The organism is Brevundimonas sp., from assembly GCF_047617075.1.
Taxonomy (GTDB): Bacteria; Pseudomonadota; Alphaproteobacteria; order Caulobacterales; family Caulobacteraceae; genus Brevundimonas.
Genome location: NZ_JBLGCI010000021.1, coordinates 20,509 through 31,525, shown reverse-complemented (window position 1 = coordinate 31,525; position 11,017 = coordinate 20,509). Strand labels below are relative to the sequence as shown.

Genomic DNA, 11,017 nt, shown 5'->3' with positions numbered 1-11,017 from the left:
CCAGGGTCAGGCGGGCGACAACGTGGGCGTGCTGCTGCGCGGCACCAAGCGTGAAGACGTCGAGCGCGGCCAGGTGCTGTGCAAGCCGGGCTCCATCACCCCGCACACCAAGTTCGTGGCCGAGGCCTACATCCTGACCAAGGAAGAGGGCGGCCGTCACACGCCGTTCTTCACGAACTATCGTCCGCAGTTCTACTTCCGCACCACGGACGTGACCGGCATCGTGCACTTGAAGGAAGGTGTGGAGATGATCATGCCCGGCGACAACGCCGAGCTGAACGTCGAGCTGATCACCCCGATCGCCATGGAAGAGAAGCTGCGCTTCGCCATCCGCGAAGGCGGCCGCACGGTTGGAGCAGGTGTCGTCGCGAAGATTACGGAGTAATCTGCGCGACGAGCGCCGTGCGCGGAAACCGCACACGGAGGCGGCGCCGGCGTCGTGGCCAAGATCACCGAGTAAGGCTTCTTAAGCGCCCTATGCTCGCGACGCGGTCGCTCGCGGCTTGAGGGCGTGACAAGGCTGGAATGCAGACCCCCGCCGGAGCGATCCGGCGGGGGTTTTGCTATGCGGCACCTCTCCCGATGGGAGAGGGCTGTGCGCAGCGGGATGCGAAGCAGACCGCTTCTTCGCGCGCAGGGTGAGGGTCGGGAGAGTCCTTTGGCGCCAGCGAACCCTCATCCCCCGCGCCAGGACGAAGCCGCTTCGCGCCTTCGTGCGCGGGTCCCCCTTCTCCCATCGGGAGAAGGGCAGGTGAATCTTGCGGTTAATCCGCAACCTCGGGGCGAGGGTGGTTGCGGCAACCGACGGCCTGGTCTTTACGTTCGAAAACGGACGTTAAGGATTGGGTAACCATGTCGCGCGCCATCAGGATCGGCTTGTTCATCGGCCTCGTCATCGGGATGTGCGTCTGAACGGTCGCTGAGTCCGAGGAAATCGTGGCGGAATCCGCACCTATCCCCTAATGTGCCCATGCGGCAGCCGCTGATCGCGCCGCGTCTCCGGGTTCCAAAACCCCTAAATGTTGCTCATCGCCATCGCTGTCGTTCTGCTCCTGATCGTGCTGAACGGGCTCTTCGCCATGACCGAACTTGCGGTCGTGTCTTCCCGAAAATCCAGACTGCAGTCCCGCGCCGAGCGGGGAGACAAGGGCGCCCGCAAGGCGCTGAAACTGGCGGACGAACCGACCCAGTTCCTGTCGTCGGTACAGGTGGGCATCACCCTGATCGGCATTCTGGCCGGCGCCTATGGCCAGGCGGCCATCGCGGGCGAAATCAACGCCTTTCTCGAGGCCACATTCCCCGCTGCGGCGGCCTGGTCCGAATTCTTCGCCACGGCCCTGGTCGTGGTGTGCATCACCTATGTGTCGCTGATCGTCGGCGAGCTGGTGCCCAAGCGCATCGCCCTGATCTTCCCCGAGGCGGTGGCCTCGAAGATGGCCGGACCGATCTCTGCCCTGGCCGTGGTGCTCAAACCGTTCGTGATGCTGTTGACGATCTCCACATCCGGCATCCTCAAGGCCATGGGGATCAAGGACAAGGACGGCACGGACGTCACCCAGGAGGAGGTGGAGACCATCCTGGCGGAAGGCACCTCGGCCGGCCTGATCGAGCCGGAAGAACAGCTGATGATCGAGGAGATCCTGAGGCTGGGCGACCGCCCCATCCGCGTGGCCATGACACCGCGCCCGGAAGTCTTCTGGGTGGCCCTGGACGACACCGAGGCGCAACTTCGCGACGAGGTCCGCAACTGCCCCTATTCGCGCATCGTGGTGGCGCGGGACAGCGACGTGGATAATCCCATCGGCGTGGTCCACAAGAAGGATCTGCTGGACAGCCTGCTGGATAACGGCGAGTTCAACATCGAGAAGCTGGTGGCCGAGCCTGCCTTCATTCCGCAATCAACGTCGGTGTTGAAGGCGCTGGAAATCCTGAAGGGCTCCAAGGTCCACATGGCTTTCGTGGTTGATGAATACGGCGCCTTCGAGGGCGTGGTCACGGCCACCGACCTGCTGGAGATGATCGCCGGCGACTTCAACGAGAGCCACGACGAGCCCCAGGCCGACATCATAAAGCGCGACGACGGCAGCTGGCTGGTGGACGGCCGAACCGACATCGACGAACTGGCTGACGAGCTGGGCGAGGAGTTCGGCGAAACCGACGGCTTCCACACGGTGGCTGGACTGGTCCTGCACAAGCTGTCGCGCGTGCCGGGCGAGGGCGACGTGCTGCAACTGGGCCGCTTCGAGGTGGAGGTCATCGACATGGACGACCGCCGCATCGACAAGTTGCTGTTCCGCCAGGTGATCGCCGAGGATCAGGAACGGGCCGCCCGGGAGGCGGCCCTCGACCAGGATTGATGCGCGCGGCGCGCATCCCCGCTTGAAATGCGGCGCGGCGTGGGGCATAGCCCCCGGTCTGGCGAAGGCCTTGCGCGCCGTGGGGTCCGCCCTTGCGGCGCGCTGTTCTTTGTCCGGGGTCATAGGAGTTTAGCTCAGCTGGTAGAGCACCGGTCTCCAAAACCGGGGGTCGTGGGTTCGAGTCCCTCAACTCCTGCCACCCCGTTGTCGCGGCATGGGACATTCCCCATCTGGCGATCCAGACACCTTTGAAGCGTTAGAGACGAACAGATGGCCAAGGCGAAAACTCCCGGCGGACGCCGCGGAGGAAACAGGACGCAGACGGCGGCGGCGGGCGCGGGTCAGACCGTGACCGTGGACTCGCCCGCGCCCAAGAAGCGCACCTCGCCCGCCCAGTTCCTGTCTCAGGTGCGCGCCGAGGGCCGCAAGATCACCTGGCCCAGCCGCAAGGAAACCTGGATCACCTCGGTGATGGTGCTGATCATGGTGATGATCGCCGCCCTGTTCTTCTGGGTGGTGGACTTCGGCCTCGGCTGGGTCTTCCAGCAGATCATTTCCTTCGGCCGATAAAAACAAACAAGGAGACGCGCACGTGACCGATGCGGCGCCCGAAACCAAGCCGAACAACCCCCGGCACAAGTGGTACATCGTCCACGCCCACTCCAACTTCGAGAAGAAGGTGGCGCAGCATCTGCGCGATCAGGCTCGCCAGCAGGGTCTGGAAGAGAACTTCTCCGAAGTCCTGGTGCCGACCGAGGACGTGGTCGAGATCCGTCGCGGCCGCAAGGTGAACTCGGAGCGCAAATTCTTCCCCGGCTATGTGCTGGTGAAGATGGAGCTGACCGACGAGGCCTACCACCTGGTCAAGAACACCCCGAAGGTCACCGGTTTCCTGGGCTCTCAGGGCGGCACGCGCCCCCTGCCGGTGTCCGAGAAGGAAGTTCAGAACATCATCGGCCAGGTGGAGGAGGGCGTCGAGCGTCCCAAGCCCACGATCCACTTCGACATCGGCGAGACCGTCAAGGTCATCGACGGTCCGTTCGCAAGCTTCGACGGCGCGGTGGAAAGCGTGGACGAAGAGCGGGCCCGTCTGCGCGTGGCCGTGTCCATCTTCGGCCGTCCGACCCCGGTGGACCTGGAATACAATCAGGTCGAAAAAGTCTCGAACTGATCCTCGGCGCCCGGAAGGTCGCTACGGGACGGCCTTCCGAAGCACGCGGTCCATTGCCTTTCCCTTGCTGACCTCGTCGACAAGTTTGTCGAGGTGGCGCAGCTCGCGCATGAATGGGTCCTCGATATCCTCGACGCGATAGCCGCAGATCACACCGGTGATCAGGAATCGGTCGGGATTCATGGCCGGCGCTTCGGCGAAGAAGGTCTCGAAATCGGTGTTGTCGGCCAGCAGGGCGTTAAGCTGCGCCTGCGAGTAGCCGGTCAGCCAGCGGATCACCTCGTCCACCTCGGCCCGTCCCCGTCCTTTCTTTTCCGCCTTGGCGACATAGTGGACGTGGACGCTGGCCACGCTGGTCCGGCGGATTCGGTCATTCGAGCTGGTCGCCATGGCCAAGGCTCCGTATTCAGTTCGGCTCCTCATGCGTTATAGGCCTGAAGCCTCAGGAGACCAGCATGGCCAAACCTACCGATCCCGACCTCAACGCCCTGGACGTCACCGACGCCGAGGCCGCCGAGATGAACCGCATCAACCATCCCCTGGTGGCCAATCCGGCGCCGGATGGGGATGACAGGCTGGCGGTGATCGACTCCACCCCCGACGGCATGGTGTTCATCACCATCAACCGCCCGGCGAAGAAGAACGCCTTTGACGCCGCCACCATCGGGGCCCTGCGCGAGGCGTTCGAGACCCTGCACGGCGCCGACCATGTGCGGGCGGTGTTCATCCGGGGCGCGGGCGGGACGTTCAGCGCGGGCGCGGATCTGAACTGGATGCGCGACGCCGCCGACTGGTCCGAAAGCGACAACCGCGACGACGCCATGGGCCTGGCCCACATGCTCAAGGCGCTTTACGACATCCCGGCCCTGACCGTGGCGCTGGTGGAGGGCGCGGCCATGGGCGGCGGAGCGGGCATCGTCGCCGCCTGCGACATGGCCGTGGCGGTGAAGGGGACGAAGTTCGCTTTCTCCGAGGTCAAGCTGGGCCTGATCCCGGCCACCATCGCCCCCTACGTGGTGGAGGCCGTGGGCGCCCGCCGGGCCCGGGCCCTGTTCCTGACCGGCAATGTGTTCGACGCCGATTACGCCACCCATGTGGGGTTGGTGGATTCGGTCGTGCCCGACGCGGACGCCCTGCACGGCTTCATCGACCAGATCACCGGAACCCTGACCGCCTGCGCGCCCGGCGCCATGGGCGAGGCCAAGCGCGTGGTCCATCTGGTGGCCAATCACCGCATCGATTCCGGCCTGATGGACGACACCGCCCGCCGCATCGCGCGGGCGCGGGTCAGCGCCGAAGGGCAGGAGGGCGTCCGCGCCTTCCTGGACAAGCGCAAGCCGAACTGGGCCAAGTAGGCCGAACACGGGGGCAGGGGGCATGACCAACGAACTGGAGACTGCGGCGGCGGCCTCGGCGGGCGGCTGGCTGCGCTGGCGGCGAAAACAGGCGGACATTCCGCCCGGCACGCCCTGCGCCAATTGCGAGACCCCGCTGGTCGGAACCTATTGCCACGCCTGCGGCCAGCTGGCCGAGGACTTCCACAAGTCCATCTGGAAGCTGGGCCGTGAGGCGCTGGAGAGCTTTTTCCATCTGGATGGCCGGCTTGCCCGGACCCTGCCACGACTGATCGTGCGGCCGGGGCGCCTGACCCGCGACTACATCGACGGCAAGCGGGCCTTTCAGGTGCCGCCGCTGCGCATGTTCCTGGTGATCCTCCTGCTGACCTTCGTGGTGGGCCAGTGCGCCCTGAGCGGCGAGGCCGGCGACGAACTGGTTCGCCAGGCGGGAACCTCGGCGGCTGATTCAGGGGCCGCCCTGGATCAGGCACGCGCCGAGATCGCGGCGGATGAAAGCCTCACTGAGGATGAGCGCCGCATCGCTGAAGCCGCCTTGGAGCGCAACTGGGGCGGCATCGTCGCGGGCGTGACCACGGTGCAGGAAGCCAACCGGATCATTCAGGAAGAGGCTGAAAATCCTGCGGATCGCGAAAGCGCCTCGGCTTTCGAAACCTGGCTGACCGACCGTCTGGAGGCAGTGCAGGCCGAACCCCGCCGGTTCACCCTGCTCCTCGCCGTCTGGGCCCAGCGGGTGGTGATGCTGATGCTGCCCGTCTCGGCCCTGATTCTGGCGGGCATGTTCTTCTGGCGGCGGGAGGTCTTTCTGTTCGACCACCTGATCTTCTCCATGCACTCCCTGTCGTTCCAGTTGCTGCTGATCACGGCGTCGTTCCTGCTGGCCATGGGGATCGGCCCCCTCGCCTGGAACCTGCTGTGGCTGTCGCCCGTGCATCTGTTCGTTCATATGCGTGGGGCCTACGCCAGCGGGGCGGCCATGACTCTGCTGCGCATGTCCATCTTGTTCACCGCCACCACCATCGCCGGCGGCTTCATGATGATGCTGTGGCTGTTCCTGGCGTTCAACGAGATGGTGGGCTGATGGTCGTCAGGCCGCGCGGGATGGGCTAGGGAAACGCCATGTTCAAATCCGTTCTGGTCGCCAACCGTGGCGAGATCGCCTGCCGAGTCTTCCGCACCGCCCGTGCGATGGGGATTCGCACCATCGCCGTCTATTCCGAGGCGGACGCCGACGCCTTGCACGTGCGCGAGGCGGACGAGGCCGTGCTGATCGGCCCCGCCGCCGCCCGCGAGTCCTATCTGGACGCGGCCAAGGTTCTGGCCGCCGCGAAGGAGACGGGGGCCGAGGCCATCCACCCCGGCTACGGCTTCCTGTCCGAGAACGCCGACTTCGCCGAGGCGGTCACGGCCGCCGGTCTGGTCTGGATCGGCCCGCCGCCCGCCGCCATCCGCGCCATGGGCCTGAAGGACGCGGCCAAGACCCTGATGGACAAGGCCGGCGTGCCCGTCACCCCCGGCTATCTGGGCGAGGACCAGTCGCTGGAACGGCTCCAGAAGGAGGCGGACGCCATAGGCTATCCCGTGCTGATCAAGGCCGTCGCCGGCGGCGGCGGCAAGGGCATGAAGAAGGTGGAGCGCTCGGCCGACTTCGCCGCCGGTCTGGCGGGCGCCCAGCGGGAAGGCGAGGCCTCGTTCGGCGATCCCCGCGTCCTGATCGAGAAATACATCACCCGCCCGCGCCACATCGAGGTTCAGGTGTTTGGCGATTCCACCGGCGAGGTGGTCCACCTGTACGAGCGCGACTGTTCCCTGCAGCGCCGCCACCAGAAGGTGATCGAGGAAGCGCCGGCCCCCGGCATGGACGCGGAGACGCGCAAGGCCGTCACCGACGCCGCCGTCCGTGCGGCGAAGGCCGTGAACTATGTGGGCGCCGGCACCATCGAGTTCATCGCCGACGCGTCCGAGGGCCTCAAGGCCGACCGCATCTGGTTCATGGAAATGAACACCCGCCTGCAGGTGGAGCACCCGGTCACCGAGGCGATCACCGGCGTCGATCTGGTGGAATGGCAGTTCCGCGTGGCGGCGGGCGAGCCCATCCCCCTGAAACAGGCCGACATCCCCCTGAACGGCTGGGCCATGGAGGCCCGTCTCTACGCCGAGGATCCCGAAAACGGGTTCCTGCCGAGCATCGGCCGGCTGGATCACTTCCGCTTGCCCGATGACCTGCGCGTCGACACCGGCGTGGAGCAGGGCGGCGAGGTCAGCCAGCACTACGACCCCATGATCGCCAAGCTGATCGTGCATGAGGACACGCGCGAGGCCGCCGCCGGGCGTCTGGCCGACGCCTGCTGTGAGGTGGAGGTGTGGCCGGTCCGCACCAACGCCGCCTTTCTCGCCCGCTGCCTGGACCATCCCCGCTTCGTCTCCGGCGACGTGGACACGGCCTTTATCGGCGCCGAGGAGGAGACCCTGCTCGCGCAGGAACTCAGCGACGAGATCGTCGCGGCGGGTCTGACCGACCTGTTCGAGGCCTCTCGCCAGCGCTCAAGGCTCCCCACGGACGACGAGATTTCCCCGTGGAGCGGACTGCGCGAAACCATCACGGGCTTTCGCCTGAACGCACCGGATCGGTCGCTGATCACCGGCAGCGTGAACGGGATCGCACAGGAGGCGCTGCTGACGCCGAAACGACAGGACGATGCGTCCTGGTTCGAGGTCAGCCTGAACGGACAGACCTTCCAGGTCGCGCCCGGCATGGAGGGCATCTGGATCGGCGACCGCTATGTGCCCGCGTGGTTCGGCGCGGATCAGACCGTCCTGTTCGATGAAGGCCATGCGGTCGCGTTCACCCCGGCGTCAACCGTGGCCGGAGCCGCCGCCGCCGCATCCGACGGGTCCCTCCGCGCGCCCATGCCCGGCAAGATCGTCGCCGTTTCGGCCGAACCCGGTCAGGCCGTCACGAAAGGTCAGTCGATCGTCGTGCTGGAAGCCATGAAGATGGAGCACGCCCTGGCCGCGCCCTTCGACGGGACGGTGGGCGAGCTGGGCGTCGCGGTGGGCGATCAGGTGACCGACGGCGCCGTTCTGGCGACCATCACGGCGGCCGAAGACGCAGCCTAGCCTTCTACCGCTCACCCCAGCGAAGGCTGGGGTCCAGATCGCAGGGCGGAGGCGGCTGGGGGAAACGCACGTCCTGAATCTGGCATGGCTTGTGTTCGCCATCTGGACCCCAGCCTTCGCGGGGGGGGGGGGGCGCGGGGGGTGTAAGGGCGTGGTCGGAAATCTGCCGGCCCATGTGTCCCGAAGCCCGGCTTTCGGCTAGACCGGCTCCACGATTCCGTCAGCACGAGACCACCCCATGACCTCACGCGCCGCCGTCATCCTCGCCGCCGGGCAGGGCACGCGCATGAAGAGCCCGCTGCCCAAGGTGCTGCACCCCGTGGGCGGCCGCGCCATGCTGGACCACGCCATCGACGCGGCCGAGGCCCTCCACTGCGCGCGCATCGTGGTGGTGGTGGGAACCCATTCCCCCGAGGTCCGCGCCCATGTGGAGAAGCGTCTGGGCGCTAACGCCATCGCGGTTCAGGACCCGCCGCTGGGGACCGGTCACGCTGTGCTGGCCGCCCGCGAGGCGCTGGCGGGTTTCTCCGGCCAGGTGGTCATCACCTATGGCGACGTGCCGCTACTGAAGGCTGACCACATCGCCCCGGTGTTCGGCGGCGAGGGCGTCACCGTGCTGGGCTTCGAGGCCGCCGACCCCGCCGCCTACGGCCGTCTGATCGTCGGCGCGGACGGGGCGCTGGAGGCCATCGTGGAGGCGAAGGAGGCGACGCCGGACCAGCTGGCTGTCACCGCCTGCAACTCCGGCGTCATCGCCGTGGACGCAGGGCTGTTGTTCCAGCTTCTGGATCAGGTGGGCAACGACAACGCCAAGGGCGAATACTACCTGACCGACATCGTCGCCCTGGCGCGCGGGGGCGGTCATGCCACCCGCGCCGTCTTCGCCGACGAGGCCGCCGTCATGGGGGTCAACAGCCAGGCCGAACTGGCCGAGGCCGAGTGCCTGTTCCAGCAGGTCCAGCGCGAGACCTTCCTGGCCGCCGGCGTCACCATGCCCGCCCCGCACACGGTCCATTTCGCCTGGGACACCGCCGTCGAGGGCGGCGTGCTGATCGAGCCCAATGTGGTCTTCGGGCCCGGCGTCAGCATCGCCTCGGGCGCCCGCATCCGCGCCTTCTCGCATCTGGAGGGGGCCACCGTGGCCTCCGGCGCCGAGGTGGGGCCCTACGCCCGCCTGCGTCCGGGCGCGTCGCTGGGCGAGAACACCAAGGTCGGCAATTTCGTCGAGGTGAAGAACGTCACCATGGGCGCGGGCGCCAAGGCCAACCATCTGGCCTATCTGGGCGACGGCGAGGTGGGGGCGAAGGCCAACATCGGCGCCGGTACGATCTTCTGTAATTACGACGGCTTCTTCAAACACCGCACCGTGGTGGGCGAGGGGGCCTTCGTCGGCTCCAACAGCGCGCTGGTGGCCCCGGTGACCATTGGGGCAGGCGCCATGGTCGGCTCCGGCTCGGTCATCACCGCCGATGTGGCCCCGGGCGATCTGGCTCTCGGTCGCGCCCCCCAGACCCACAAGTCCGGCTGGGCCGCCCGCTTCATGGAAACCATGCGCGCGAAGAAGGCGAAGGGGAAGTGATGAAGGCATCCATGGTCCTTCTCCCGTTGGGAGAAGGGGGAACCCGCGCACCGGAGCGCGCAGCGCGAAGGTTCTGTGCGCGGGGGATGAGGGCCGGATGGCCAAGCGGGATGCACCCGACCCTCACCCTGCGCACGCAGAACGGATGCTGGCGCACCCGTGCGCGCAGCCCTCTCCCATCGGGAGAGGGAAGATGAGCGCCGATCTGCAGAAACAACGCGCCGGCGAGGCCGCCGCGGAAATCATCCAGCCCGGCATGACTGTGGGGCTGGGCACCGGCTCCACCGCCGCCTGGTTCGTCAAGGCGCTGGCGGCCCGCGATCTGGCCGATCTGCGCTGTGTCCCGACGTCCGAGGCCACCGCCGATCTTGCCCGGTCTCTGGGCCTGCCCCTGACGACGCTTGAGGACGTGGCCCGCATCGACGTCACCGTGGACGGCGCCGACGAGGTCGGGCCGGGTCTGGCCCTGATCAAGGGCGGCGGCGCGGCCCTGCTGCGCGAGAAGCTGGTGTGGGAGGCGTCGGACCGCTGCGTGGTCATCGCCGACGCCGCCAAGGTGGTGAAGCAGCTGGGCAAGTTCGCCCTGCCCATTGAGGTGGTCGCCTTCGGGCACAAGACCACCGCCAACCGCATCGCCGACGTGCTGGCGGACCACGAGATCGGCATGCCCGCCCGCCTGCGCACCGCCGACCGGGGCATCGTCCGCACCGACGGCGGCAACGTCATCTATGACGCGGCCTGCGGCGTCATCGCCGACCCGGCCCGCCTCGCCGCCGACCTCAAGAGCCTGACCGGCGTGGTGGAGCACGGCCTGTTCCTCGATCTGGCCGACGAGGTCATCATCGGCGCCGATGACGGGGTTGAGGTGCTGGCGCCGTGAAGGTTCCCACGCTGAATGGCATAACCTTCGTCACCCGCGACAAGGGTGGCTTTACCTTGGCGCTCGATCGACCAACCCGCGCAGACTTTAAGGCGCTTCTCCACTGGCTGCCTGAGGGCTGGGAGGTGGATTTCCATGATCCCTATTATCCGCAGCTCAGTGACCCCGGCGCATATGTTCTCATCCAGCGACGGGCCGAACGGTTTCTCTACCGGCTCGGCAACCACGGCTGGCTGAACCGCTGGACCCATCAAAGCCCCGATCTGCTGGCTGCCTATCTTCAGCTCGTCGCAGACTATCCGGGCGAGCGGACCTCCTTTGACGGGCCGATTATGGTCAAGCCCGCCTATCGCTCTGCGTGGGATGATCGAGATGCGAACTGATCTGTGGACGTGGCTTGTCGCACCCACCCTTGATGCCTAACTCCTGCCGCGGCGGGGGCCACTTGCTTCCGACCGATGCCTGCCCTCAGTTTGCCGGAGCGGATTTGAGACCTTCAGATGGTTCAGACGGTCTGTTTTCACCGTCTGAGTTCCGGACCGCCGCCGGTTTCAG

General features: G+C 66.9%; 10 protein-coding genes, 1 tRNA gene and 1 pseudogene. 11 read left to right on the top strand and 1 reads right to left on the bottom strand.

Features of this window, described 5'->3' with window-relative positions; translation table 11 throughout:
* From tuf to nusG, 5 genes and pseudogenes are all read left to right on the top strand, one after another.
* Positions 1 to 385, top strand: a pseudogene (tuf, locus tag ACI8U3_RS14805) (elongation factor Tu); the annotation flags it as partial.
* 634 nt (positions 386 to 1,019) lie between these two features.
* Entirely contained in the window at positions 1,020 to 2,357 is a 1,338-nt protein-coding gene (locus ACI8U3_RS14800; RefSeq protein ID WP_415015637.1) for a hemolysin family protein, read from the top strand.
* Positions 2,358 to 2,480: 123 nt separating this feature from the next.
* Positions 2,481 to 2,556 (top strand) — tRNA-Trp (locus ACI8U3_RS14795).
* Between the two features lie 71 nt (positions 2,557 to 2,627).
* Positions 2,628 to 2,927, top strand: coding sequence for a preprotein translocase subunit SecE (gene secE, locus ACI8U3_RS14790; protein WP_415015636.1), 300 nt, complete (start codon positions 2,628 to 2,630; stop codon positions 2,925 to 2,927).
* A 22-nt stretch (positions 2,928 to 2,949) separates the two neighbouring features.
* Positions 2,950 to 3,528: a transcription termination/antitermination protein NusG gene (gene nusG, locus ACI8U3_RS14785; protein ID WP_415015635.1), complete on the top strand. Its 579-nt coding sequence runs from the start codon at positions 2,950 to 2,952 to the stop codon at positions 3,526 to 3,528.
* Positions 3,529 to 3,549: 21 nt separating this feature from the next.
* Here nusG and ACI8U3_RS14780 read toward each other — a convergent pair whose 3' ends face one another.
* Entirely contained in the window at positions 3,550 to 3,918 is a 369-nt protein-coding gene (locus tag ACI8U3_RS14780; protein ID WP_415015634.1) for a DUF2200 domain-containing protein, read from the bottom strand.
* Between the two features lie 65 nt (positions 3,919 to 3,983).
* Here ACI8U3_RS14780 and ACI8U3_RS14775 point away from each other — a divergent pair, with 65 nt between their 5' ends.
* From ACI8U3_RS14775 to ACI8U3_RS14750, 6 genes are all read left to right on the top strand, one after another.
* The gene (locus tag ACI8U3_RS14775; protein ID WP_415015633.1) at positions 3,984 to 4,883 is read left to right on the top strand and encodes an enoyl-CoA hydratase-related protein; all 900 of its coding nucleotides are present in this window, start codon (positions 3,984 to 3,986) and stop codon (positions 4,881 to 4,883) included.
* A gap of 22 nt (positions 4,884 to 4,905) precedes the next feature.
* Positions 4,906 to 5,964 (top strand): DUF3667 domain-containing protein, encoded by a 1,059-nt coding sequence (locus ACI8U3_RS14770; RefSeq protein ID WP_415015632.1) that lies wholly within the window; start codon positions 4,906 to 4,908, stop codon positions 5,962 to 5,964.
* A gap of 38 nt (positions 5,965 to 6,002) precedes the next feature.
* Positions 6,003 to 8,003, top strand: a complete 2,001-nt coding sequence (locus ACI8U3_RS14765) for a biotin carboxylase N-terminal domain-containing protein (protein WP_415015631.1) — start codon at positions 6,003 to 6,005, stop codon at positions 8,001 to 8,003.
* 238 nt (positions 8,004 to 8,241) lie between these two features.
* Positions 8,242 to 9,582, top strand: coding sequence for a bifunctional UDP-N-acetylglucosamine diphosphorylase/glucosamine-1-phosphate N-acetyltransferase GlmU (gene glmU, locus ACI8U3_RS14760; protein ID WP_415015630.1), 1,341 nt, complete (start codon positions 8,242 to 8,244; stop codon positions 9,580 to 9,582).
* Between the two features lie 193 nt (positions 9,583 to 9,775).
* On the top strand, positions 9,776 to 10,462 hold the full coding sequence (gene rpiA / locus ACI8U3_RS14755; RefSeq protein WP_415015629.1) for a ribose-5-phosphate isomerase RpiA: 687 nt from the start codon (positions 9,776 to 9,778) through the stop codon (positions 10,460 to 10,462).
* On the top strand, positions 10,459 to 10,845 hold the full coding sequence (locus tag ACI8U3_RS14750; RefSeq protein ID WP_415015628.1) for a hypothetical protein: 387 nt from the start codon (positions 10,459 to 10,461) through the stop codon (positions 10,843 to 10,845). Before rpiA ends, ACI8U3_RS14750 begins: the two co-directional genes overlap by 4 nt.
* The last annotated feature ends 172 nt before the right edge of the window (positions 10,846 to 11,017 follow it).

Bases quoted from the DNA above. Each gene is read 5' to 3' on its own strand.
- secE (WP_415015636.1), top strand. From the start codon at position 2,628: ATGGCCAAGGCGAAAACTCCCGGCGGACGCCGCGGAGGAAACAGGACG.
- ACI8U3_RS14800 (WP_415015637.1), top strand. From the start codon at position 1,020: ATGTTGCTCATCGCCATCGCTGTCGTTCTGCTCCTGATCGTGCTGAAC.
- ACI8U3_RS14765 (WP_415015631.1), top strand. From the start codon at position 6,003: ATGTTCAAATCCGTTCTGGTCGCCAACCGTGGCGAGATCGCCTGCCGA.
- glmU (WP_415015630.1), top strand. From the start codon at position 8,242: ATGACCTCACGCGCCGCCGTCATCCTCGCCGCCGGGCAGGGCACGCGC.
- rpiA (WP_415015629.1), top strand. From the start codon at position 9,776: ATGAGCGCCGATCTGCAGAAACAACGCGCCGGCGAGGCCGCCGCGGAA.
- ACI8U3_RS14780 (WP_415015634.1), bottom strand. From the start codon at position 3,918: ATGGCGACCAGCTCGAATGACCGAATCCGCCGGACCAGCGTGGCCAGC.
- ACI8U3_RS14775 (WP_415015633.1), top strand. From the start codon at position 3,984: ATGGCCAAACCTACCGATCCCGACCTCAACGCCCTGGACGTCACCGAC.
- ACI8U3_RS14770 (WP_415015632.1), top strand. From the start codon at position 4,906: ATGACCAACGAACTGGAGACTGCGGCGGCGGCCTCGGCGGGCGGCTGG.